The sequence below is a fragment of the Nocardia sp. 348MFTsu5.1 genome, assembly GCF_000383535.1.
Taxonomy (GTDB): domain Bacteria; phylum Actinomycetota; class Actinomycetes; order Mycobacteriales; family Mycobacteriaceae; genus Williamsia; species Williamsia faeni.
The window spans coordinates 365,924-390,163 of the sequence record NZ_KB911513.1 but is presented as its reverse complement, the minus strand read 5'-3'; the positions used below and the strand labels follow the sequence as shown (position 1 = coordinate 390,163).

Below are 24,240 nucleotides of genomic sequence, written 5' to 3'. Positions count from 1 at the left end.
CTCGGGCGATGTCGTCCGGGCGGCCCGCGCTGCGGCGTGGCTGGCGTTCGGCTTGTTGAACCGCGGCGAGTTGGCTCGCGGCGGCGGCTGGGTGTCGCACGCGCAGCGACTGCTCGACGATGCGGATGTCCACGGTGCGGAGCAGGGCTTCCTGCGCTATCTCACTGCGGTGAGGCTCTTGTTCGAAGGCGACACCGATGGCGCTCATCACTGTTTCGTGGAGGCCTGCGCGATGGGCGAACAGTTCGATGATCCCGAGCTCGTCGCGCTGGCGCGGGTCGCACTGGCGCGGTGCCTGATCTACCGAGGCGAAGTTGCCGAAGGGGTAGCTCTGCTTGACGAAGTCATCGTAGCGATTGCCGCACAAAAGGTTTCACCGATCGCCGTCGGCGACATCTACTGCACTGCGATCGACGGCTGTCACGAACTCTTCGACATCCAGCGCGTGCAGGAGTGGACAGCGGCATTCAGCCGGTGGTGTCGGAGCCAGCCCGAACTGGTGCTCTACCACGGTCAGTGCCTCATCCACCGCGCCGAGATGATGATGCTGCACGGTCACTGGTCCGAAGCGGCCGACGAGGCCGCGCGGGCCTTCGACCGGCTCTTCAGTCACCCCGCCGTCGGTGAATCGCTGTACCTGCAGGCTGAGTTGCACCGGCTGCGCGGGGAGTCGGCCGCCGCCGAGGAGCACTACCGGCAGGCGAACCGTCAGGGTCGGCAGCCGCATCCCGGGCTGGCGCTGTTGCGCCTGGCCCAGGGCGACGTTCACGGAGCGGGTGCGGCGATCCGGCGGGCGCTTGCAGAAGCCACCGAGCCACCCGCACGCGCGCCGTTGCTGGCCGGCTACGTCGAGATCACGCTGGCCGGTGGTGATGCAGCTTCAGCCCGGGCCGGGGCAGACGAACTGGCGACGCTGGCCACGGCGTGGAACACCACTTTCCTGCGCGCCGCTGCCGACCACGCCATCGGTGCGGTGCTCTTCGACGGCGGATCGCCTGAGCAGGCCCTGGTCGCCTGCGCCGCGCGGCCAGGGCGTGGCGTGATCTGGAAGTACCGTTCGAGCAGGCCCGGGCCATCGTGCTCATCGGTCGTGCTTGCAGGCGGCTCGGCGATGTCGAGGGCGCCGAGATGGAGTTCGCCGTTGCCCACTCCATCTTCGCCGATCTGCGCTGGACGCCGTCGGACTCGCTCGTCCGGTGGCCGACCTCGCGGTCGGTATCCGCGGGCAGCGCACCGCCGATCACCGCGGCCGACTGTTGTTCGATGTCGATGTCGACAAGATCTGGGGCGGCATCGGGCCGTGCCTGGCCATGCACCGGGCCGACCTTCACCGGATCCTGCTCGACGGGGCCGCCGGTATCCCGATTCGGTGGGACGACTCGCCACAGGCGATCACCCCGGACGGACCCCACGTCACCGTCGAAACGACCGCAGGCCACGTCGGACACTACGACCTCGTCGTGGGCGCCGATGGCGTGCACTCCACGGTTCGCCGGCTGATCCTCGAGGCCGGTGCGGCCACGCCGGTCGGCCAACACGCGTACCGCTTCCTGGCGCCGTGGGACGGACCGCCAGACCAGTGGTCGGTGATGCTCGGGCCGGGTTCGGCCTTCCTGACAATCCCGATCGGCAACGGTCAGGTGTACTGCTACTGCGATGGGCCGATCCGCGATCCCGTGGTCCCGCTACGAAACCTGTTGTCGGACTATGCCGCCGAACCGATCACTACCCTGCTGGGCATGCTGGACACGAAGGACAGCGACGCCGTGCAGGCCGGCCCGATCGAGGAGGTCGCCCTCGACACCTGGTCGCGCGGCAACGTCCTGCTCATCGGCGACGCCGCCCACGCCACCTCCCCCAACATGGCTCAAGGTGCCGCGATGGCCCTCGAGGACGCCATCGTCCTGGCTGAATCCCTCGGTACCGCAACCCACATCACCGAGGTACCGACAGCATTCGAACGACGGCGCCGCCCGCGAACCGACTGGGTGCTCGCCCAGACCCATCGCCGCGACCACGCCCGCAACCTGCCTCCGAGGATCCGAAACGTCATGCTCCGCCATTTCGGGAAGCGCATCCTCCACGCCAACTACAGTCCGCTGCGCGAGAGTCCCTGACAGTACTCAGGCCCGGCCGAGATTGGTCCCCGGGCGGGTCAGGACCACACCGGGCAGTACCGCGTACCGGGACAGCTGGGTCACGGCCAGGGCCATCACCGCGACATCGGCCGCGGTGATCATCTCTTCTTGCGGGATCGCGGTCCACGACGACATGTCGGTGCTGACGTATCCCGGAGAGATCGTGGTGGCCGAGACACCGGCCCCCGACTCCTCCAGATTGAAGGTCTCGCACAACGAGATCAACGCTGCCTTGGTGGCGCCATATGCCGCGAGTTCGGGTTCGGGATGAACACCGGTGATCGAGGCGATGGCGATGACCTTTGCGGCACCGGCCAATTCGGCGGTGCTGCGCAGCGTCGGGATCAGCGCCTGCAACAACACATACGCCGACCGCACGTTCACCTGATACAGCTTGTCGAGCCGCCGGGCGGGCAGCTCACTGATCGGACCCTTCTGCCCCATACCCGCATTGAGCACCAGCGCATCGAGGCGGCCGTACTCGGTGGCATGCATGGCGGCAAGATGCGTCAGCTGCTCTTCGTCGGCGGCGTCGGCGGTCACCACGTCGACGCGCCCACCGAACTTGCCCGACAAGCCAGTTGCCAACTCCCGCAACGGCTCCAGGCTGCGTGCGCTGATCGTCAGATCCCAGCCGTCGGCCGCGAACCTGGTCGCGATCTCGGCGCCGATGCCCCGTGAGGCGCCGGTCACCAACGCGACTTTTCGACCCTTGTCCTGAACTCCCACCTAGAAATTCCCCTCAGCTCTTGTTGTTGATCGCCCGCAGGCCGGCCGCCATGAACTCTGCCGTTGCGGTGGCGGCACTTTCGGCGCCGGAACCGGACGACGAGCCACTGCGAGCCCGGTGTGTGATGCCCTCACCGATCACACCGAGTTTGAAGTTCGCCAGCGCCAGATAGAAGTTCCAGTCCGACAATTCACGTCCGGACACCTTGGCGTACCGCTCGGCGAGTTCATCCGGCGACGGATAGCGGTCACTGGTCCACGCGGCTTCCATGCCGAGTACGGCATCGAAGATCGGTGTGCGGTAGGTGCACATCAGCGCCACGTCGGTGAGCGGATCACCCAGTGTCGACATCTCCCAGTCGACCACGGCCTTGACCTTGCCCGGATCGCTCGCGTCGAGGATCGTGTTGTCGACCCGGAAGTCGCCGTGGACGATCGAGTTGGATGTCTGCGCCGGAATCGCTTCATTCAGTGCCGCATGGAGTTTGGCCACGTCGTCGAGTTCCCGGGTCTTGACGTGCTCCCACTGACGGGCCCACGTCTTGACCTGGCGGGCGACAAAACCGTCAGGACGACCGAAGTCACCCAGGCCCACGGCCTGGTAGTCCACCGCATGCAGGTCGGCGAGTGCCTGAACCAGGCCGTCGACATTGCGTTCCACATCATCGTCGCCGAATGCCTCGAGGTCGTCGGCACTGCGCACCACGAGTCCGTCGACGAACTCGACCACGGTGAAGGGCGCGCCGAAGACGACGCCTTCTTTGTCGAAGGCAACGGTGCCGGCCACCGGAACCGCAGTGTCCTGTAGCCCATTGGTGACCGTCCATTCGCGATTCATGTCGTGGGCCGACGGGGTCAGGCCACCGGTCGGCGGGCGGCGAACCACCCAGTGCGAGTTGTCGTCATGGGCGCTGAAGGTCAGATTCGACCGTCCGCCGCTGATCAATTCGACAACCAGCTCGCCGGTGACGGTGACACCGTTCTCGATCAGGAATGTGCGGAGTTTGGCAACATCCATCCCGGGCAACGAGGTCATGACACCTTCCCGGCGGCGATGGCCTTCTTGGTCCTGCCGACAGCGCGCTTGGCGATCGCCCAGCGATGAACTTCGGACGGACCGTCGTAGATCTGGAACGGGCGGAGTTCACGCTGCAGACGGGCCAGCGGCAGTTCATCCGAGACACCCATTCCACCGCACATCTGGATCGAGCGATCCACGACACGTGAGAATGCCTCGGCACCAAATGTTTTGGCGATCGAGGTCTCGTCACCGGCATTCGAACCCTGATCAAGCGCCCAGCAAGCCTTGACCAGCAGTGCGCGGGCAGCAGCGAGATCGATCTCGTTTTCCGCGACCATCTGCTGAATCATGCCGAGGTCACCGAGCTTTCCGCCGAATGCCTCACGCTGCGCGACATAGTTCAGCGCGACGTCATGGGCGCGATTGGCGCTACCCATCCAGCGCATCACGTGGGTCATGCGGGCCGGTCCGAGCCGCACCTGCGCGTACCGGTAGCCCTCGTCGACCTCGCCGAGGACGTCTTCGTCGGGGACGAACACGTCACGGAAGGCAACCTCACAGTGCCCACCGATCATCGCCCTGTCGATCGTGTTGATATGCCGTCCGACGGTGATGCCCGGGGTGCCGGCCGGGGCGAGGAACATCGTCGCTCCACCGCGGTCGCCGGGGGCACCTGCCGTGCGGGCCATGATGATGAAGAATCCGGCGCCGTCGGCTCCGGTGATGAACCACTTGTCGCCATTGATCTTCCAGCCACCGTCGACCTTGGTGGCCGCGGTCCGCAGGGCGGACGGGTCGGCCCCGGCGCCGGGCGCGGGTTCGGTCATGGCAAATGCCGAACGCTGGTCACCGGCGGCGAGTGGCGCGAGGTACTTCTCCTTCTGCGCGTCGCTGGCGATGTGGGCGAGCATGTGAACGTTGCCCTCGTCCGGAGCGCCGATATGCAGTGCGATCGGCCCGAAAACCGAGTATCCGGCCGCCTCGAAGACGGGAGAGCGGTCGGACATGTTGAACCCGAGGCCGCCATACTCGACCGGGGCGTGCGGCGCGAAGATCCCGGCCGCGCGGGCTTGGTCGCGCATCTGGAGACGACGCTCGTCGCCACCGGCAGCGGCGATGTCACCGGCGAACTCGTCCTCGATCGGCAGTACGTAGTCGCGGACAAACTCATTCGTCTTCTTGATGACGTCCTGGACCTGGGGATCATAGGAAAGTTGAATCGCCATGGGCACCTCCTCGTGCGCGACGCCCGACGCCCCGGGAATCCGGACCGACCGAGCGATCGTTCGGTTGTGGGGAACACCGTGCCATGCCGATACCGCAGCGGTCAAGGACCGGACTCAGCCGGCTCCGGGCTGAACACCCACCATCTGCCGCGCGATCAGCAGATATCGGGACACCAACTCATCGGGGCCGAGCTCCCCCTGTGGTCGATACCACGTCGAAACGCCCACACACATGGTGGCGACCGCTCGCGCCGCGTCTTTCGGATTCGGGCAGTCGAACACACCCGCGGCGACTCCGGCCTCGACGATGTTGTCCACCATCAGCTGCTGGCGGTCCCGCAGTGCGATGTATTCGAGACGGAAGTCCGGCTCGAGGCTACGGATCTCCGTCGACCCGACAAACGCCCGCGCCCGCCGGTACATGTGAAAGCGAAGCAATGACTCGACCACGGCGTCGAACTGTTCCAGTGGCGCCGGCCCGGCCTCGGCCAGCGCCGCCTCCGAACGTTCCAGGAGGTCACTCATCGTCCGCTCGAGCAGGCCCTTCAGCAGAGACTGCTTGGACGGGTAGTGGTGGTATAGCCCCGGCACACTCAACCCGGCCCTTGCGGCGATGTCCCGCACCGACGTCCCGTGGTAACCGTGTTCGGCAAATGCCGCGAGCGCAGCCGCGAGGGGAATCGGGAGATCTTCTTCATCCGCGTACTGGCGCCACGTACCTTCGTCCCACACACCGTCATCACTGACGTGCGACGTCGGCTCGACCCCGGAGTTCATGGATCTCAACCTAGCTTGTCGCCCCCGCCGGCAAACGTACTCACCGGTTCGAGTCGCGAATACCCGATTCGCAATCAGAACCCCTCATCCGGCAAGCTGACTCCATGCAGGCCGAGCCCACATCGCCGCGGACGGCTTCGGCCGGGATCAGTTCGTCACTGACGCTTTTGTTCGCCCTCACGTGCGGAGTGTCGGTCTCGTCCCTGTATCTCCTACAACCGGTTCTCGACGACATCCAGTCGGACTTCGCCGTCAGCACGGCCACCGCGGCCCTGGTGGTGACGGCCGGACAGCTCGGCTACGTCCTCGGGTTATTGCTCCTGGTCCCCCTCGGCGACCTGTGGAATCGAAAACTGTTGGCGCCCAGCATGATGATCGCATCGGCCGGCGCATTGCTGCTCAGTGGACTGGCCCCGGGATTCATCGCGCTGTTCGCGGCATCGATCCTGGTCGGGATCAGCGCGGCCACCGCGCAACTCGTCATCCCCTGGTCATCGTCACTGGCACTGCCCTCCGATCGTGGCCGCGTCGTGGGTGTCGTGATGAGTGGCCTGCTGATGGGCATCCTGCTCGCCCGCGTGGTCAGCGGCCTCATCGCCGAGTTCGGTGGCTGGCGGTCTGTGATGTTCGTCTGTTCCGGACTGATGGCGGTCCTCGCCGTGATCGTGTACTTTCTCGCACCGCCCGACACCTCCCGGCCGCATCAGCCGTACGGAAGACTCTTGCTGTCGGTGGTCCGGATCATCCGCACCGAAACGATGCTGCGCCAGCGGATGGCTCTGGGTTTCCTGACGATGTTCGGATTCAGCGCGATGTGGACCTCGGCGGCCTTCCTGTTGTCCGGCAGCCGCGGTGAGCACTTCGACTACTCCGAGGCGGTGATCGGCGCATTCGGCCTGGCCGGGATCGCGGGCGCGTTGGGCGCGCCGCTGATCGGAAAACTCGCCGACCGTGGACATCTGCGCCTGGCAACAACATCGGCGTGGCTGGTCACCATCGCCGGCTGGCTACTGCTCGCCTGGCCCGGAACCCCGCTGCCAGCGTTCATCATCGGGCTCGTGGTCTTCGACCTCGGCGCGCAGTCGTCACAACTGTCGAATCAGAACGCCATCTACTCGCTGGCGCCCGAGGCCCGCAGCCGAGTCACGACCGCATACATGGTCACGTACTTCACCGGCGCGGTCGCCGGATCGGTGTGCTCGGGTTTCGCCTATGCGGGTGGCGGCTGGGGCACGTTGTGCCTGATCGGGATCGGCGCCTCGATCCTCGGCCTGCTGACGTGGATCGCCTTCGACCGCTGGAACACCCGTGGTCGCGTCAGTGGGTCTGATCAGCCCGTAGCGGAAGCAACTCCGTCACCGCGCCGTACATCATCTTGACGCACAGATCCACGAGTTCATCGGTGCTGCAGTCGATCCGGCCGTCGATCCAGGCCGACAGGACCTGCCCGAAGCCACCTACGTAGAAGTGGGCTGCACCCTGAACCTCGGGACCTTCGTCTTCCGCACCCGAGTTCTGCATGGTGAGGGCCGCGAACATCAGGATGGTGTCCATCCGTTTGCTGGCCAGCTTGCCGCTCAGCAGGGTCTGCGAGAAGAGCACCCGACCGCGCCTGCGGTCGGCATCGATCCGGTCGACGATGACCTGGACAACCGACGTGATCTGATCCCGGGGCAATGGGCCGCCGGCCACCACGGCCTCCTGCGCCGCTGCCGCGATGTCGAAAACCACCTCGTCATATGTGGCCGCGACCAGCGCATCGACATCTTCGAAACTCTCGTAGAAGTATCGGGCCGTCAATCCGGCCTGGCGACACACCCCGCGCACACTGATCGGTCCCCCGTCCGGCGCACCGAGGATCTCCAGTGCTGCTTCGATCAGCGCAGCCCGGCGACGTTTGACCCGGTCTGCTCCGTTTTCGCCTGCATAGGGGCGCAATGGGTCAGCCATCACTCCATCTTCTCACCTTGTGTTCGGCGGGATTGACATTCGGGCGCCGGATCGGTTCAATCTATTCGACAACGCACGTAGTCACAATTTGACACTGGAAGGCAGACAATGACGTCTGGAATCATCGACGGCAGCAGCGCTCTCGCTGTGGAGCCACTGGCGCCCGTCTGGACCCGGGACGAGGCCGACAGCGCTTCCGGAGACCTGCTGGAGATGCCCGGTATCTCGGCTCTCGCCGGTGCGGCGAACGTGATCATGCAGCTTTCGCTACCCGCGGTCGGATACGGCGTCGCCGAGAGCAAGGTCGACTCCGGCAACCTGTTCAAGCGCCCGGTCAAGCGGGCCCGCACCACGCTGGCGTATCTCGCGGTCGCGGTCAACGGCACCCCCGCCGACCGCAAGGCCTACCGCAAGGCGGTCGGTCACTCGCACTCCCAGGTCAAGTCCACCGATGCCAGTCCGGTCAAATACAACGCATTCGACCCGACACTTCAGTTGTGGGTCGCTGCTTGCCTGTACAAGGGCTGGGAAGACATGCAGTACCTCTACGGCGATCCCGAAGCCGTCACCGAAGAGGCCTATCAGCAGGGCGCGCTCATGGGCACCACGCTGCAGATGCCGCGGGACATGTGGCCCGCGACCCGCGCCGACTTCCAGGTGTACTGGGACACCACGGTCGCCGGACTCGAGATCGACGACACGATCCGCGACCTGCTCCTGTCCATCTCCAAGTTCGAGTTCTTGCCGCGGCCGCTGTCCTTGGTGATCGGCGGTTACGGCCTGTTTGTCACCACCGGTTTCCTGCCGTCGGAGTTCCGCGACAAGATGGGCCTCGAGTGGTCCGATCGGGACCAGCAGGTGTTCGACGTCCACAACCGGATCGCCCGAGCCGTTGCAACACGACTCCCGCAACCGTTGCGCGCCTTCCCGTTCAACACCTACCTCTGGGATGTCCGGCGGCGCATCAAGGCCGGAAAACCACTGACCTGACCGGTGGCCCGAGCGCTCTATCCGACAACCTGCGGATAGAGCGCCTCGATGGGTCCGGCGAGACCGGCTTTGACCGCGGCACTGACGTCGTCGGCCAGCACTTCGGTCGCGCCGGCCTCGAGGCCGGCATACGCGTCGCGGACCACGTCGGCAGGATCATTCTTCTCGGCGTCGACACCGGCGACCATCGGCGTGTCGGTGTAGCCGAGGTGCAATCCCACCACCTGGGTGCCCTGCGACGCCAATTCCAGCCGGAGCACATTGGTTGTCATCCACAGCGCCGCCTTCGACACGCTGTACGACCCACCGATCGCCAACCAGCTCAACACCGAGTGCACGTTGAGCACCGCGCCGCCACCCCGCGAGGCGAGTACCGGAGCGAATGCCTTGGTCACCAGGAGCGGCCCGTAGACGTTGGTGTCCATCAGGCCCCGGATTTCGTCGATCGACTGGTCGAGAAGCTTTCCGGGAAGCAGCGTCCCGGCATTGTTGATCACGACATCGACGTCGGACGCCTCCTGCGCCGCCGCGGCGATCGACTCCGCGTCGGTGACGTCGAGGCGAAGCGGCACGATCCGATCACTGCTCCACTCCCGCGGATTCCGGGCCGCCGCGTAGACCCTGCGCGCACCGAGCGCGAGGGCCTGATTGACGAATTCGGTTCCCAGGCCGCCATTGGCGCCGGTGACCAGTACTGTTGCGTCCTTCAGATCCACCATGTGACTTCTCCCATCGCGATCGGGTTGACCGCCTCCATGTGGAGAACCGTAGCCCTCTGACTTTTGTTCCCAATAGTCAGGTGCTGATGTCAGGAAACTCTCTTCAACGATGCCGGTGTCAGCTCGGCGGTACTCGTGTGTCCCGACAATCCCAGGGTCAGATCCAGCTCGGCGATGATGTTGGCCACGACGTCCCGGGCGCCCTCGGCTCCGGCCAGTGCCAGCCCGTACATGTGCGGACGGCCCACACAGACCGCATCGGCGCCCAGCGCGAGGGCCTTGAAGGCGTCGGCACCACCGCGAATTCCCGAGTCGAGCAACACTTTTGCGCGTCCCTGCACGGCAGCCACAACATCCACCAGCGCATCCACCGATCCGATCGCTCCGTCGACCTGTCGCCCACCATGGTTGGACACCAGGATCCCGTCGATACCCAGATCAACCGCCTGCAAGGCATCGTCGGGGTGCAGGATGCCTTTGAGGACGATCGGCAGCGACGTGCGCTCACGTAGCCCGGCGATGTCGGACCAGTTGAGCGAGGGGCGCGAATAGATCTCCAGAAACGTCTGCACCGATTCCCGCGGAACCGGTGAAAGTAGGTTGCGCACAGCACTACCCGGGGTATTGCGCGCCATCGACACCAGCGATTTGATGGCACCGACCGTGATCTGCGGACGCTCCCGCGGGAGTGCCGCTGCAATCCGCGCCCGGACGATGTCGACAAACCGTGGATCCGATGTGTACTGGTCGATCCCGAGCCCCTGCGCAAACGGCAATGATCCCAGATTCAGATCCTGCGGGCGCCAGCCCAGCATCGTGGTGTCGAGGGTGACGACTATTGCTGCGGCCCCGGACCTTTCGGCTCGCTGCAGGAAGCTGTCGACCAGATCCTCGTCGGTCGACCAATATAGCTGGTACCACCGCGACGCACCGGGCGCGACGGCATCCATCGCGGCCGCGGTCTCCTCCATCGGTACGCTGCCCTGACTGGAGAAGATATAGGGGACACCGAGCTCGGCCGCGGCACGCCCGATGTGGATGTCGGCCTGCGGAAATGCCAACGCGCCGGCACCGACCGGTGAGAACAGGACCGGCGCCGCCAGTTGCTGACCGAAGAGTTCTGTCGCCAATGTCCGCTTCGATACATCCCGCAGCATCCGCGGCACGATCGCCCACCGGTCGAAGGCCCGGCGATTGGCCGACATCGTGCCGCCGTCACCGGCGCCACCTGCCACATACGCCCACGCCTTCGGCGACATCTTCCGCTTGGCCGCCCGCTCGAGGGCGTGAAAATTGGTCGGCACCCGCGGTTTTCGACCGAACACGCCATCGGAATAGATGGTGTTCTGCCGGGCCCGGCCCATCGAATCCGCCCCGCCCGCCACGTCTGACGCGTCGCTGCTCATCGGTCCACCGTAGTGATACCGAGGTATATGGACAATGGGTGGTGAACAATCGCTGATGGAACGGAACTCGATGAGGAGACACATGACAAGCGGCACCCGTATCGTCCTGGCAGCACGTCCGCACGGCGAACCGAAGGACTCCGACTTCCGATTCGAGGAGGTCCCGCTGCGTGAACCGCAGGACGGTGAGGTGTCGTTGCAGACCCTGTACCTGTCGCTGGATCCGTACATGCGCGGCCGGATGAGTGCCGCGAAGTCCTATGCCCCACCGGTCGAGGTCGGCGACACCATGGTCGGAGCCACGGTGTCCCGCGTGATCGAATCCACCGTCGACCGATTCTCACCGGGCGACGTGGTGCTGGGTTACGGTGGCTGGCAGACACATTCGGTGGAGCCGGCCAAGCAATTGCGCCTCCTCGACCCGACGGTGAATCCGCCGTCCACCGCGTTGGGTGTGCTCGGCATGCCCGGGTTCACCGCGTATTCGGGGCTCCTGACCATCGGTGATCCGAAACCCGGCGAAACCGTGGTGGTGGCAGCGGCGGCGGGCCCGGTGGGGTCGGCTGTCGGCCAGATCGCAAAGATCAAGGGCGCCCGCGCCGTTGGCATCGCCGGGGGTCCCGAGAAGGTCGCATATCTCGTCGATGAACTCGGGTTCGACGCCGCCATCGACCATCGGGCCGACAACTTCGCCGAGCAATTGGCCGCTGCCACAACGGACGGCATCGACGTGTACTTCGAAAACGTCGGCGGCACAGTCTTCGACGAGGTGTTCAAGCGGATGAACACGTACGGCCGGATTCCGGTCTGCGGACTTGTCGCCAACTACAACCTGACGGCACTCCCCGAAGGACCGGACCGGTCGGGACAGTTGATGGGCAACATCCTGACCAGGAGCCTGACCGTGCGGGGCTTCATCCAGACGGAGTTCGCCGCGGAACAGACACCGCGATTCCTCGAAGAGGCATCCGGCTGGGTCGCCGACGGTTCCCTCAAATACCGGGAAGACATCACCGACGGACTGGAAAACACACCCGAAGCGTTCCGCGGACTACTCAAGGGCCGGAACTTCGGCAAGGCCCTGGTCCGCGTCGCCGACTGACCGCCACCACCCGATAGTGTGCCCTTCTGGCGAACAAAACCTCAGGTGAGGACCGCCAAAAGGGCACACCTTCGGGTCAGGCGGGCATGGTCAGTACCGGTTTGATGGCCGAACCGTCACGCGCCGCATCCCACGCGGTGCCGAAGTCATCGAAGTCGTATGTGGTGACCAGCTTTTCGAGCGGAAGTTCTCCTCGGGAGTGATATCCGATCAGTTCCGGGATGAACCGATGCGGAACACTGTCACCTTCGACGACACCTCGCACCCGCAGACCTTTGCCCATGATCAGCCCGACCGGCAGGTCTGCGGTGGGGGCACCGAGTCCGACGATCGCGAGCTGGCCACGCGGCCGTAGCGCGGCGAGCGCGTCCGTCAGCACCGAGGGCAGTGCCGTGGTGTCCAGCGCGTGATCGGCACCGCCACCGGTGATCTCGACGAGTTCGGCCACCACGTTCGCCCCGACCGGATCCAGAACGTGGGTTGCACCGAGATCGGCTGCCAGAGAACGCCTCTCCGCCTTCGGATCCACTGCCACGATGACACCGCAGCCGGCGATCCGGGCACCCATCACCGCAGACAGACCCACGGCACCTGCGCCGAAGACCACCAGCGCCTGCCCCGGGGCGGGCGCCAGCGCGTTGAGAACACCGCCGACCCCGGTTTGCACACTGCACCCCAACGGTGCCGCATACGCGGCGTCGATCTCATCACCGACCGGAATCGTATTGCGCTGGTGGGCAAGTGCGTACGTGGAGAAACTGGATTGGCCGAAGAAGTCGCCGATGATCACCCCGCCCGGATGACTCAGGGCATCACCACCGCCACGCATGTTCAGTGCGGTCGACCGCACACAATAGGCCGGGGCTCCCGCCACGCAGCTGGAACAGTCCCCACAGCTGTTGAACGTCAACACAACCCGGGTACCCACCGGGAGCGTGCAGTCCGGGCCGACGGCCTCGATCACACCCGCGCCCTCGTGACCGAAGACCATCGGCATGCGCTTGGCAGGCCAGCGCGCCGCCAGGGAGATGTCGGTGTGACAGATGCCCACCGCGTCGATCCGGACCAGCACCTCGGCACCGACCGGTTCCCTGATCTCGATGTCCTCTGGTTGCGGTGTCCCGCCGACCTCGGAGAGGACCGCTGCCCGCGCGCCCGTCCCTTGTTTTCCTGTCACTCGCGGACGAGATAGAAGTAGAAGTGCCGATCGCGCACGAGGCTGGACTTACCGTTCATGATGCCCATGACGTGGGTGTCGTCGACCTTCTTGAAGTGGTCGATCACGGGCTGACCGTCGTAGACCATCGACGCCGTGGTCTCTCCGCGGAACTCCACTGCCCACAGGCTGGCTTCACCCTTGCCGAGTTCTTTGTTCGAGTACAGGTTGCCGTCGTCGTCGCGGCAGACGAGGGGTTTCACGTCGTGGTAGCTGTCGAAAGTCTTGCCGTGCCAGTTGACCAGCGAGAGCTGGCCGTCCATGGCATGACCGCTGGGCAGTTCACCACCCGACCAGGCACCCAACATGAAGTCCCGGCCGATCGGCTCTAATCCTGCCCACAACTCGTCGAGCTCCGCCGGTTCACTGACCGCCTGACTCTCCTTGAGTTCAAAGAACGTGGCAACAGCTTTGTCGTTGTTCATATCCACCTCACTACCGAACAAGTTTGACAACGACAGTAATCAGAAAGTTGTCGCCTGTGAAATGTGCCAGGTCAGAATGCTGCACTGAGTATCAGCCCGGCACCCAGCAATCCCATCACGACCGCGACCACCACATCGAGCAATTGCCAGGCCCGGGGCCGGGCGAACAGCGGTGCCAGGCGAGACGATCCGAAGCCCAATGCCGCGAACCAGAGCAACGACGCCACGCAGGCACCGGCAGCGAACACCCACTTGCTCTGCGGACCGTGGCTGTTCGCAACGGCGCCCAACGTGATGACCGTGTCCAGATAGACGTGAGGGTTGAGCCAGGTCAGCGCGATGGCCGTGCCCACCGCTGCCCACCGCCCCACCTCGGTCGACCCGCCGGAGACCTTCATCGCGTCGGGGTACATCACCCGGCGCGCAGCCATCGCCGCAAGAATCAGCAGGTAGGTACCGCCGGCCACCGTGGCGACATCCACCACCTGCGGATACGCCGCGACCACGGCGCCGAGTCCGGCCACGCCGGCCAGGATCAACACCACGTCCGACACGGTGCAGATCGCCACCACCGGCATCACATGCTCGCGTCTGATGCCTTGGCGCAGCACAAAGACATTCTGCGCGCCGATGGCGATGATCAGGCCGGCGCCGGTCAACAGTCCCGCAATGGCGGGTACAAAAACGTTCACGAGGCCACGCTATGACGCCGATCCGCGTCAATCCAGCAAATGTTTTTCAAGAACCATTAGATTGATTCATGATGGACATCAGCAGCGAGGGACTACAGACACTGGCCGCAGTGATCCGCGAGGGAACCTTCGACGGAGCCGCGGCGGCATTGCACCTGACTCCCTCTGCCGTGAGCCAACGAATGAAGGCGCTCGAGAAAGCCGTCGGTGTGGTCCTGGTGCAACGCACCAAGCCTGTCCGGGCGACACCGGACGGCGAGATCTTGCTGCGCCTCGCCGCGCAGTGGGATCTGCTCCGGCTGGAGGCGGCGGCCGATCTGGCCGGCAAACCCGAACAGGGCGACCCCGCAGCTGACCCGCGGGACTGGCGCGACGTACCGCGAATACATCTGCCCATCGCCGCCAACGCGGACTCGATCTCCATCTGGCTGCTGCCGGTGGTTGCCGAGATCCAGCGGCGCCATCCGGTGGCCGTCGAGGTGCTGCGGGACGACGAGAGCCACTCCACCGGGTTCCTGCGAGCCGGGCAGGCGGTCGGCGCGATCACGTCTGATCCCCGGCCCGTTCGCGGCTGCACCGTGCTGCCGCTGGGCTCGATGCGCTACCTGCCCGTCGCCAGCACGGAATTCATCAACACCTGGCTGCCGAACGGACTACGGGCCGCCGACCTCGCACGGGCTCCGATGGTCTCCTTCGACCGCAAGGACACCATCCAACTCGATCTGTTGAACAGGCTCACCCGACAACACGTCGATCCACCGGTGACCTACGTACCGGCGTCGGTCGAATACCACCGCGCCGTCGAGTTGGGCGCCGGCTGGGGCGCGGTACCCGCCACCCAGATCGAACCCGCACTTGCCGCCGGCACCGTCAAGAAACTCGGCAACCAGCACGTCGACATCAAATTGTTCTGGCAATACTGGAAATTGGGGTCACCGATCATCAACGACCTCACCGATCTCATCAAGGACAGTGCCCGGGACTTCCTTGTCTGAACCCACCGATACGAGCTCCTCCACACTCGGGGCATCACGCAACGGATTCGCGATCTCGTCATCACGAAGCCGGAACGCAAAGAAAGCGATCGCGGCCAGCGGCACGGGAACCAGCCCGGCGATGACAAACGTGGCCGTGAGCCCGATCAACTCGCTGACCGGAGCCGCGATCACCATCGACACCGGCATCAACGCAATCGATACAAAGAAGTCGAGGCTCGAGATCCGGCCGAGCATATGCGGTGGCACCCGACGCTGTAACAGCGTGCCCCACAAGACCATCGGACCGTCGAAGGCCATCCCGAGAACAAACGCGGCGACAACGAACACCCAGAGCTCGGTGGCGAGCCCAATGGCCACCAACGGCACCGAACACAGACCCCAGATCGCGAACATCACCGACAGGTAGCGCCGGGGCATCGGCATCGAGGCGAGCACGATCGCACCCAATCCTGCGCCGAACCCGAAGGCCGCCAACACGATCGCGTGATCACCCGCGTCGCCACCGAGCCGGTCCTTGATGGCAAACGGCACCAGCACCTCGATCGGCCCCATCACCATCAACACCAGGATCAGCGCATACAACAGCGTCGCGAGCAGCCAGGGTGTGCGCCACATGTGGGCGAACCCCTCCGCGATGTCGGTGACGGCGCCGCGCACCAATTTCGTACCGGCACGACGTTCGTGGCGTACCGGGGTCGGCCCCATCAGCACATAGAAACCGGCGGAGAGCGCCGAGGCCACCGCGGAACCGACAATCGCGAGTCCGGGCGATGAGATGGCGATCAGTCCACCGGCGAGAGCCGGCCCGGCGGCCTGGAAGACGGTGGGCCGCAAGACACCTTCGATACCGTTGGCGGCCATCAGTTCGTCCCGCGGGACCAGCGAGGGAACTATCGCCGAATACGTCGGGTAGTAGATACCGGTGGTGACGCCACCGATCATCGACACCAGCACCAGATTCCACAGCTGGATGGATCCGGTCATCGCCAGCACTCCGACCCCACCGACCGCGATGAGTTTGACCGCCTCCAGTGCGATGAGAATCGTTCGCTGCGACATCCGGTCGGCCAACACACCACCGAGCAGCGTCGAGGCCACCATGCCGATGGCGGCGACCGCGGTGACGAGGGACAACTGTCCCGGACCACCACCCATCGCGATGACCTGCCAGACAACACCTACCGTCCAGATACCGTCGGCGAACATCGCGAGCACCAGGCCCGTACACAGCAGGCGATACTGCTGATGTGCGAAGGGCCTCAGGGCACGAGGCAAGCCGGATGATGCGGTCATCAGCCAACTGTGCCCGATGGACCACCGCTTTCACCAGCGATTTTCGTCCACCGACACGCGAAAACTCGCCGCCACCGGATTACGGTGGCGGCGAGCAAGTTCGGTATGGGCGACCGGTCAGGTCAGTTCACACCGATGATCTCCTGTGCGATCGCAGCGAGTCGGGTCTGGGCCGCGGATACGACACCCTGGCGGTCCTTGTGCGCTTCTTCGTAGGCGACAACTGTCCGGATGTCAGCGGGCTCGGTGAGCTCCTTGATCTCGGCGACCACCTCGCTGACGTTCAGCGCGTCGTAGTCGGCGATCGGCAGGTCCGCGGGATCGATCACCCCGACGGCATCACGAACCGCATGCACCGCATCTGCTGCGCCGGTTGCACCCTGGGCCCGGGCGGTGTCCTCAGCGGCGTCGAGCGCCGCATCCCGGGTGGCCTTGGCGGTCTTGCGGGCGGTCTTCCCGAAATCGGAGGCACGCCCGACGACCGCCTCGCCGACCCCGGTCACCTGCTTGACGGCTGCATCGCTGGTCGAGGTCAGCCGGTCGACGGCACCGTGACCCGCATCGGTCGCTCGCTTGACCGCCGCGCCACCGGTTTCCTGTGTCTTGTCGACGAATCCGCCGAACCGGGTGGGGGCGCTGCGGAGAACGTCGACCACCCGCTCGGCACCGCGCGCGGTCAATGTCACCGGAATGCCGGCAACGCGGAGGGCAGTGCCGCTCGCGGCCTGGAACGGACTACGTCGCAGGGCCACCGGTCCGCCGATGGCCTCCTCGGCCAGGACTGTGGTGATCCACTCGACCGTTGCCTCGTGGGCCACGATCAACCGGTCGGCGAGCGCGACGATGTCGGTTTCACCCTCGGAGGTCGCCAACGCCTTCAGGTAAATGGCGCGGTCGAGTAGCTGGTGCTCGAGCGCCAGATCCCCGAGCAAGGCCTCGTCGAAGGGCTGGACCTGTTCGGCCAGTGCCTTGGCGGTCGCCGTGAAGCGTCCGAAAATTGGCCGGAAGAGATCCGGCAGGCCGCCGAGTTCGCGAATCGCCTTCTCGATCGCCACGGCGCGGATTCGGCCGTGAGCGGCATTTTCAGACAGTTCGCGACGAACTGCCTCGGTTCGCGCCTGCCCGGTACGGGTCTGGGCAACCTGGATCTCGGTATTGGTCAAGGTCAACAAGATGCGCAACTGATTGCGCAGAGTGCTGGTGGAAGTGCTCATATCAGTCTCCTCTGCATTGATTGTGGGGTCGATATGCAGCGTTCATAGAAGGGCGTACCCGTGAACCAATCCGGTAAACGGCGCAGGTGAGGTACGTCACACTGAGCCCACGGTTACCCCAGTACGGTGAGTCCGACACCATGTCAGGTGTCCGAGGCAAAAGGAGTTGGTGTGTCGTTGCTACCCGGGGATCCGGCCGAACAGGCCCTGACCGTTGTCGACCTCGCCGACCCGCAAGGCCTGCCCTGGGACATCTCGGTACCCGGATGCCTGATCGCCGTCGACTCGACCGGCGGCCCCCTCTCCGATGACGCCGAACGTCTCGTCGGCCGGTCCACCTTTGCTCTCACTGCGGGCCCGGCCCCCGATCGCCGATTCATCACCGTCGATTCGATACCCGCCGCCGTCGACGAGTTGAGGCAGCGCGTGGCCGACCGGCCGGTCTCAGCTGCGGTCTGCGACGACGTGCTCCGAGCCGGTGACTCGAACACCGACACCTTCGCCGGGGTGATGATCGAGTCTCTCGGGTACTCGACGCTGCAGGCCGGCCGTGAGTTCAAGACCTGGCTGGAGGGGCAGGGACCCCGCAGTCTGGCCGATCCGCCGGAACCCGTTGTCCTCGAACGCAATGGTGACACCGTTGTTGTCACGCTCAATCAACCCAAGCGGCACAACGCATTCAGCAACACCCTGCGGGCCGGACTGATCGACGGCCTCACCGTTGTCCTCAGCGATCCATCTATCACGCGTGTTGAGTTCCGGGGCAACGGCAAATCATTCTGCAGCGGAGGCGATCTCAGAGAATTCGGCACCTTCGACGATCCGGCAGAATCCCATCTGGCGCGCACCCGCTTCAGTCCGGCGCTACTTCTCAATGCCGTGCGCGATCGGCTCGGGGAGAACCTCGTGGCGTTCACACACGGCACCACCATGGGTAGCGGACTCGAGATGGCAGCCGTCTGCGGGCACGTCACCGCGCATCCCGACACAGTTTTCGGCCTGCCCGAACTGACACTCGGATTGATACCCGGAGCGGGAGGGACCGTGAGCATCCCCCGACGCATCGGCCGGTGGCGAACCGCCTACCTGGTACTGAGCGGCAAAAACATCGACGCCACAACGGCTTTGGATTGGGGCCTGATCGACGAGATCGACACCTAGACGGATCGGCCCACGACGTCGTCGGCCCGCGGGTCGAGGCCGAAGACCTGCACCGCGGCGGACTTTCCCTTGAGTGCGTGGGCTCCCCGGTCGGTGAGGGCGGCCGGTCGAGCAGTGAGAGCGTCGACAGACTGTTGGGTCAGCAGGATCGCGTCGCCGGTGATCTTGGTGAACTGTTCGACGCGGGCAGCAACGTTGACGGTGTCACCGATCAGGGTGAACTCGAGTTTGCCTCCGCCACCGATGGTTCCGGCGATCACCAAACCAGTGTTGATCCCGGTACCAATCCGCAGCGCCCCACCGAATCGCTCGTCAACGAGGCGGTGAATCCGCACAGCGGCGCTCACTGCGGCGTCGGCATGATCTGTGAGGTCGTTGGGCGCGCCGAAGACGGCCAAGGCGCCGTCGCCAAGGAACTTGTTGACGTGTCCACCTGCCTCGATGACGGCTGGCACGACGATCTCGAACAGGGCGTTGAGACGTGCGACGGTGTCTTCGGCGGTGTTCGCTTCGGCAAAGGGGGTGAAGTCGCGGATGTCAACGAACATCACGGTCACCTCGCGGCGTTCACCGGTGAAGATGTCGTCACCCTGATCGAGCAGCTGCGCGGCCAGAGCAGGGTCGACGTAGGTACCGAATGCGGCCTGAAGTCGTTGCCGCTCAGCCAATCCGGCCTGCATGCGGTTGAACGATGCCGCCAGCACCCCGAGGTCATCGTCTTGGACCACCGGCACGCGCCGGCCGTAGTTGCCGGCCGCAACGCGTTCGGTTGCCACCGCCAGGTCTCGAATGGGACGTAGGACCGGCGAGAACGAAAAGGCAACAGTGACCGGTATCGCTATGGCAAGCGTCAGTGCGCACCCGATCACCACGGCGAGCGCGGGACCTTGCCGGGCCGGATCGAACACCGCTGCCAGCATCGCGCCCGAGGCGGCAAACGCAAACGCTGTGGCGATCATCGACAGGTTCGTCCAAGTGGCGAAGGTCGGGCGAGAGCGTGGCAGGGAGTCACTGATCCCGGTGTCGCCGGCGATCGCGACTCGGACCGGCCGGAACGCTGCTTCTACCAAGCCGTGCACAGAGACCAGCATCGCGGCAGCTCCGATCCCGGCACCAAGGATCGCGTACTGGACCAGCCGCGCCCCGGTCGCACCGGCAACCGCCCCGACAGTGGCCATGAACAGGGCGCACCACACCGCATCGGTCGCAATGCCTCGGACAACCGCCCGCCGAGCATAGGTGTAGGTGGCGACCAACACCTTCGTCGAGTCGACCCCGTGGCCCGCACCCCACTGATCAACGAGGCGCATCTCCCGCAGGCCAGGAAGAACGACCAGGTAAGCCCGCCCCAGCACGGCAACAAAGGTCACGACGGCCACTTCGCCGTAGTGACTTGACCCTTCGAAAGCGACAACGGGCATCGACAAAACCAAGCAGACCAGCAGCGACGCCGGGAAACCTACGGCGCAGAGCGCCCATGAGTACCTCCGCGCGTACCGATCCCATATCCACTGGAAGATGCGGTCCATGCCGCGATTTTAGAGGTCCGGCACCCTGCGCGCACTTGAGCGCAGGGGCCGGGAAGTTGTGAACATCAGAACGGCGGCGGATCATTCCTTTCCTGTTCTTCGCGGATTCTGCGGTTCCGTAGTCGTTCTTGTTGGCGGCGTGCATGTTTGGCAGCCGTACGCGATTGCTGCCGAGAGTCCGGCGCTGTAGGTGGCGGTCGACTGGGCGAGCCGCGTTGATTGTCGAAGACAATCAGCCGAAGTGTCGGGAAAAGATCATCACCGGTCCACGCCGGTCCGTCGTAGCTGCGGCCTTCCGGCGTGGTGAAGATCAGCCGTGGGCGTCCAGTTCGCGGGTCCGGGTATTGGTCGTCGAGCCAGTCGCTGTAGGTTTTCATCAGATGGTGAAACCTGCAGAGTGTCTTCATCTCTGACGGATGGGTGCACCCACCCGCATCCGGATCGTGGTGGTTGTACTCGCGGGTGTGATCGAGATCAGCGCCCCACGCCTTCTTGTCACAGCCGGGCCACATGCAATAGCAATCCCGGATCCGGATGTAGCTGTCGAGGACCACCGACGGACGGTACATGTCACCTGGCTGGGTGGCAGGCAGTGGAACGATCTGCGCGAACGGCGCTTTCACCGCATCGCCCGTATCCGAGAACTCACCGAGAGTTGGGTTTTCCGGCGACCGCATATACACGGTGGGCTTGCCAGGTTTCGTTTCCGGCTGTGGCTGCTCAGGTTCCGGCCGTATGGGTTCGGACTGTGCCGGTTCGGGTTCAGTCCGCTCGGGCTCGGGCTTGGGTTTGGCCGGTGCCGGTTGTGGTTGTGGTTCGGCCTCAGCCTCTGGCTGCACTGGTTCAGGTTCGGGTTCCGCCTGCTCGGATTTGGGCTGGTACCGGCTCCGATTCTGGCTCGGGCTCTGCGGCCTTGTTACCCATCGGCCGCTGAACTGTTTCCGTGCGGTCAGCGATGTCGCGAATGTGCGCGGCGGAGATGACCCCATGACCATCGAGGAACCCGGGATTGTCCGCCGTCCCCTCGAGCGTCGCCTGATCAGTGATGACATGCAGAACGATCTTCACATCCACACCGGAGATCACCTGATCCGCTGGGACCGTGACGATCTCAGCGGTGCAGGGATGTTTCGGGTCGTCCGGGCACTGGCAACCGAACTCGCGACCCATCACCGTCGCAAACAACGCATCGGCCATCCGATCAGCTTTGCGCCGCGGATCAGCCTTGCACGTCGACAGGGCGAGTTTTTCCAGCCGCGCCATGATCATCGTCATCTCTTCGGCAGTGGACTGTGCCTCCAGGACGGCCATGCCGTGATCGGCGTGCGAGCCCCACACCCCACGCCGGTTCTTCGCATCCTCGCGGGCTTGGCGCACCAGGTCAGGGTCACGCCGGAAGATGATGGCATCGACCATGTCCCGCATCCGGTTCTTCGACCACGACCCCCGCCGACCTAGGGCGTCGGCGATCGCCTGATCAATGTCCGCTCGATGCCGCGACCCGTCGATCAACTCGGTCCGCGACACAATGTCCGGAATATGCTGGGCCGCAACTTCTCCTGCCCGCAACACCGCATTGACCGATGGCAACCGATCTCGCAGCGCCAGAGCCCGGTTGACCTGCAATTCAGCGGCATGCTGAGTGATCCCTTGCGCCACTGCGAGTCTCGCGGCGCACTGCGCGAACGGATCGAGCGCCCGCATCTCCACCTGGGTCCCGACCGTCGGTTCCACCAATTGCTGATGCACCATTGCAGCAGCGGTATAGCGCTCCCACTCCATCCGACTCTGCTGCGCCATCGCCAGCTTGGTGTTACGCAACAGCTCATTGGTGCGCAGCAGGTAGGCGGGACCGATCTCATCGGCCCCACCTGCATCTTCGATCTCCCCCTCGAACATAATTGCGAGTCTAATCGAGGGGTACGACACATCCCTAGCAGTCAGTTTTCAACCCGGCACGCCGGCACATCAGACGAGCTACGCGGTCCTGATCTTCGGTACCGCAAAGGATTCCGGATCGGCCCGCTGCCAGTCGCGTTCCCATTCCGGACGTGTGGTTCCCCGGACCAGTTCGCCTTCGTCAAGCCATTCGAACAGGTCCTCGAACGACTCCGCCGACGAGTGACCCACCCGGCGCATCACCACCGCAGGACCGAGGTCGTCGAAGCTGGTCAATCCCATCGCGGCGAGCACCTGCATCGCCGATTCCACTGTTCCGCGTTGATAATTGAAGACCCGGTCGCCCTTGTCCTCGACGTCGAGTGCCCTGGCCCGGCGGGCGTCCTGCGTGGCAACTCCCACCGGACAGTTGTTGGTGTGGCACTCCTGCGCCTGGATACAACCGACCGCCATCATCATCGCCCGCGCAGCGTTGGTGAAATCGGCGCCGAGCGCAAGCGCCTTCACGATGTCGGTGCCACCGGCGATCTTGCCGGCGGCACCGATCTTGATCCTGCTTCGCAGTCCACTGCCGACGAGGGCGTTGTGCATCGTCATCAGACCGAGTTTCAGCGGTGTCCCAACATGATCCGCGAACTCCGGCGGTGCCGCACCTGTGCCACCCTCGGCGCCGTCGATCGTGATGAAGTCGGGCAGGATCTCGGTGCGCAACATCGCTTTACACAGCGCCAGCACATCAGTGCGGGTGCCCACACAGAGCTTGAAGCCCACCGGCTTTCCGCCGGACAGGCGGCGGAGCTCGCCGATGAACTGCATCAGTTCGATCGGGCTCGAGAATTCGCCGTGCGCCGGTGGACTGATCACCGTGACACCCTGTTCGACACCCCTGGCCTCGGCGATCGCCGCGGAGACCTTGCGACCAGGCAACACGCCACCGAGCCCGGGTTTCGCGCCCTGACTCAGTTTGAGCAGGATCGCCTTGACGTTGGGGTGCGCCGACTTCTCCGCAAAGCGCTGCGGATCGAACTTCCCGTCACGGGTACGGCACCCGAAGTAGCCCGAGCCGATCTCCCAGACCAGCGGAGCGCCGTACTCGAGGTGGTGAGCGGTCAAACCGCCCTCACCCGTCTCGTGGAGAAATCCACCGAGTGCCGCGCCTTTGTTCATCGCTCGCACCGCATTTGCCGACAATGCGCCAAAACTCATCGACGAGATGTTGAACAGGGCCGCGTCATACGGCTGGGTGCACTGGGGGCCACCGAGTCGCACGGTCGGGACGGTCTTGGAAATCGGCACCGGCGCCATCGAATGCAGCAGGTAGTCGTAGCCGGGTTCGGTGATCTCGCGTTCGGTACCGAATGCCGCCTCGGCGTGTAATCCCTTGGACCGCTGGTAGATCAACGACCGCACGTTGCGGTCGTACGGCCGACCGTCGTAGTTCCGCTCGATGAAGTACTGCTGCAACTCGGGCCGGATCGATTCGAGCAGAAACCGCATGTGCCCGATCACCGGATAGTTCCGAAGTATCGAATGCTGTTTCTGAAGGACGTCGTAGATCGCTACCAACAAGGCGATCACGACGATCACCACCGCATACCACCACACGGTGTGCCGGTTGACCGCGGCCGCGACGACGAGCACGCCGGCTGCGGCCACCAGCCCCAAGAGCACATTGAACTTCACCATGGGTGGAGCCTAGCCGCGGTGAGGCAGCAGCATTCGAGAGCGCCGGGCTTCAACGAATGCAGCAAAACC

The 24,240-nt window shown here is 64.8% G+C and carries 24 protein-coding genes; 6 read left to right on the top strand and 18 right to left on the bottom strand.

Annotated elements, in window-relative coordinates; all coding sequences use genetic code 11:
- Positions 1 to 373: 373 nt before the first annotated feature.
- Together H290_RS0112465 and H290_RS28450 are read right to left on the bottom strand one after the other, a co-directional pair.
- Entirely contained in the window at positions 374 to 769 is a 396-nt protein-coding gene (locus H290_RS0112465; RefSeq protein WP_020107145.1) for a hypothetical protein, read from the bottom strand.
- A 74-nt stretch (positions 770 to 843) separates the two neighbouring features.
- Positions 844 to 1,149, bottom strand: coding sequence for a hypothetical protein (locus H290_RS28450; protein WP_020107144.1), 306 nt, complete (start codon positions 1,147 to 1,149; stop codon positions 844 to 846).
- Between H290_RS28450 and H290_RS28445 the strand changes: the two genes are divergently transcribed.
- Entirely contained in the window at positions 1,095 to 2,117 is a 1,023-nt protein-coding gene (locus H290_RS28445; protein ID WP_369758818.1) for an FAD-dependent monooxygenase, read from the top strand. The two genes, H290_RS28450 and H290_RS28445, sit on opposite strands and share 55 nt — an antisense overlap.
- Positions 2,118 to 2,123: 6 nt before the next feature.
- Here H290_RS28445 and H290_RS0112455 read toward each other — a convergent pair whose 3' ends face one another.
- The 4 genes from H290_RS0112455 to H290_RS0112440 form a co-directional block, all read right to left on the bottom strand.
- Positions 2,124 to 2,867, bottom strand: coding sequence for an SDR family oxidoreductase (locus tag H290_RS0112455; protein ID WP_020107142.1), 744 nt, complete (start codon positions 2,865 to 2,867; stop codon positions 2,124 to 2,126).
- Between the two features lie 13 nt (positions 2,868 to 2,880).
- A complete protein-coding gene (locus H290_RS0112450; RefSeq protein ID WP_020107141.1) occupies positions 2,881 to 3,903 on the bottom strand; it encodes a phosphotransferase family protein in 1,023 nt (340 codons plus the stop codon).
- On the bottom strand, positions 3,900 to 5,114 hold the full coding sequence (locus tag H290_RS0112445) for an acyl-CoA dehydrogenase family protein (protein WP_028463109.1): 1,215 nt from the start codon (positions 5,112 to 5,114) through the stop codon (positions 3,900 to 3,902). The genes H290_RS0112450 and H290_RS0112445 overlap by 4 nt, the downstream gene beginning before the upstream one ends.
- A 114-nt stretch (positions 5,115 to 5,228) precedes the next feature.
- Positions 5,229 to 5,891 (bottom strand): TetR/AcrR family transcriptional regulator, encoded by a 663-nt coding sequence (locus H290_RS0112440; RefSeq protein WP_020107139.1) that lies wholly within the window; start codon positions 5,889 to 5,891, stop codon positions 5,229 to 5,231.
- Positions 5,892 to 5,995: 104 nt separating this feature from the next.
- Here H290_RS0112440 and H290_RS0112435 point away from each other — a divergent pair, with 104 nt between their 5' ends.
- Positions 5,996 to 7,270 (top strand): MFS transporter, encoded by a 1,275-nt coding sequence (locus H290_RS0112435; protein WP_020107138.1) that lies wholly within the window; start codon positions 5,996 to 5,998, stop codon positions 7,268 to 7,270.
- On the opposite strand, the gene H290_RS0112430 is transcribed toward H290_RS0112435, so the two are convergent.
- Entirely contained in the window at positions 7,209 to 7,841 is a 633-nt protein-coding gene (locus tag H290_RS0112430) for a TetR/AcrR family transcriptional regulator (protein WP_020107137.1), read from the bottom strand. The two genes, H290_RS0112435 and H290_RS0112430, sit on opposite strands and share 62 nt — an antisense overlap.
- Positions 7,842 to 7,949: 108 nt before the next feature.
- On the opposite strand from H290_RS0112430, the gene H290_RS0112425 reads away from it, so the two are divergent.
- Positions 7,950 to 8,831: an oxygenase MpaB family protein gene (locus tag H290_RS0112425; protein WP_020107136.1), complete on the top strand. Its 882-nt coding sequence runs from the start codon at positions 7,950 to 7,952 to the stop codon at positions 8,829 to 8,831.
- A 17-nt stretch (positions 8,832 to 8,848) separates the two neighbouring features.
- Here the strand turns inward: H290_RS0112425 and H290_RS0112420 are convergent, their stop codons facing one another.
- On the bottom strand, positions 8,849 to 9,550 hold the full coding sequence (locus tag H290_RS0112420) for an SDR family oxidoreductase (protein ID WP_020107135.1): 702 nt from the start codon (positions 9,548 to 9,550) through the stop codon (positions 8,849 to 8,851).
- An 89-nt stretch (positions 9,551 to 9,639) separates the two neighbouring features.
- Complete coding sequence (locus H290_RS0112415; RefSeq protein WP_020107134.1) at positions 9,640 to 10,956, bottom strand: alpha-hydroxy-acid oxidizing protein; 1,317 nt, start codon at positions 10,954 to 10,956, stop codon at positions 9,640 to 9,642.
- 82 nt (positions 10,957 to 11,038) lie between these two features.
- Here H290_RS0112415 and H290_RS0112410 point away from each other — a divergent pair, with 82 nt between their 5' ends.
- A complete protein-coding gene (locus H290_RS0112410; protein WP_028463107.1) occupies positions 11,039 to 12,058 on the top strand; it encodes an NADP-dependent oxidoreductase in 1,020 nt (339 codons plus the stop codon).
- Between the two features lie 76 nt (positions 12,059 to 12,134).
- Here H290_RS0112410 and H290_RS0112405 read toward each other — a convergent pair whose 3' ends face one another.
- From H290_RS0112405 to H290_RS0112395, 3 genes are all read right to left on the bottom strand, one after another.
- Positions 12,135 to 13,235 (bottom strand): zinc-binding dehydrogenase, encoded by a 1,101-nt coding sequence (locus H290_RS0112405; RefSeq protein WP_020107132.1) that lies wholly within the window; start codon positions 13,233 to 13,235, stop codon positions 12,135 to 12,137.
- Positions 13,232 to 13,699, bottom strand: a complete 468-nt coding sequence (locus tag H290_RS0112400) for a DUF4334 domain-containing protein (RefSeq protein WP_020107131.1) — start codon at positions 13,697 to 13,699, stop codon at positions 13,232 to 13,234. Before H290_RS0112400 ends, H290_RS0112405 begins: the two co-directional genes overlap by 4 nt.
- A gap of 71 nt (positions 13,700 to 13,770) precedes the next feature.
- The gene (locus tag H290_RS0112395) at positions 13,771 to 14,391 is read right to left on the bottom strand and encodes a LysE/ArgO family amino acid transporter (protein WP_020107130.1); all 621 of its coding nucleotides are present in this window, start codon (positions 14,389 to 14,391) and stop codon (positions 13,771 to 13,773) included.
- Between the two features lie 71 nt (positions 14,392 to 14,462).
- Between H290_RS0112395 and H290_RS0112390 the strand changes: the two genes are divergently transcribed.
- Positions 14,463 to 15,386, top strand: a complete 924-nt coding sequence (locus H290_RS0112390) for a LysR family transcriptional regulator ArgP (protein ID WP_028463106.1) — start codon at positions 14,463 to 14,465, stop codon at positions 15,384 to 15,386.
- On the opposite strand, the gene H290_RS0112385 is transcribed toward H290_RS0112390, so the two are convergent.
- Both H290_RS0112385 and H290_RS0112380 read right to left on the bottom strand, forming a co-directional pair.
- On the bottom strand, positions 15,324 to 16,682 hold the full coding sequence (locus H290_RS0112385; RefSeq protein WP_020107128.1) for an MFS transporter: 1,359 nt from the start codon (positions 16,680 to 16,682) through the stop codon (positions 15,324 to 15,326). The two genes, H290_RS0112390 and H290_RS0112385, sit on opposite strands and share 63 nt — an antisense overlap.
- Before the next feature lie 122 nt (positions 16,683 to 16,804).
- On the bottom strand, positions 16,805 to 17,896 hold the full coding sequence (locus H290_RS0112380) for a hypothetical protein (protein WP_020107127.1): 1,092 nt from the start codon (positions 17,894 to 17,896) through the stop codon (positions 16,805 to 16,807).
- A 171-nt stretch (positions 17,897 to 18,067) separates the two neighbouring features.
- Here H290_RS0112380 and H290_RS0112375 point away from each other — a divergent pair, with 171 nt between their 5' ends.
- A complete protein-coding gene (locus H290_RS0112375) occupies positions 18,068 to 19,057 on the top strand; it encodes an enoyl-CoA hydratase/isomerase family protein (RefSeq protein ID WP_020107126.1) in 990 nt (329 codons plus the stop codon).
- Here the strand turns inward: H290_RS0112375 and H290_RS0112370 are convergent.
- The 4 genes from H290_RS0112370 to H290_RS0112355 form a co-directional block, all read right to left on the bottom strand.
- Positions 19,054 to 20,586 carry an adenylate/guanylate cyclase domain-containing protein gene (locus H290_RS0112370; protein WP_028463104.1) on the bottom strand — a complete coding sequence of 511 codons (1,533 nt, stop codon included), beginning with the start codon at positions 20,584 to 20,586 and terminating at the stop codon, positions 19,054 to 19,056. The genes H290_RS0112375 and H290_RS0112370 overlap by 4 nt on opposite strands.
- A 65-nt stretch (positions 20,587 to 20,651) precedes the next feature.
- A complete protein-coding gene (locus tag H290_RS31645; RefSeq protein ID WP_231373573.1) occupies positions 20,652 to 21,263 on the bottom strand; it encodes an HNH endonuclease signature motif containing protein in 612 nt (203 codons plus the stop codon).
- Positions 21,264 to 21,429: 166 nt separating this feature from the next.
- Positions 21,430 to 22,485 carry a DUF222 domain-containing protein gene (locus tag H290_RS31640; RefSeq protein ID WP_028463102.1) on the bottom strand — a complete coding sequence of 352 codons (1,056 nt, stop codon included), beginning with the start codon at positions 22,483 to 22,485 and terminating at the stop codon, positions 21,430 to 21,432.
- 78 nt (positions 22,486 to 22,563) lie between these two features.
- On the bottom strand, positions 22,564 to 24,171 hold the full coding sequence (locus H290_RS0112355) for an FMN-binding glutamate synthase family protein (protein ID WP_020107124.1): 1,608 nt from the start codon (positions 24,169 to 24,171) through the stop codon (positions 22,564 to 22,566).
- Positions 24,172 to 24,240: the final 69 nt, after the last annotated feature.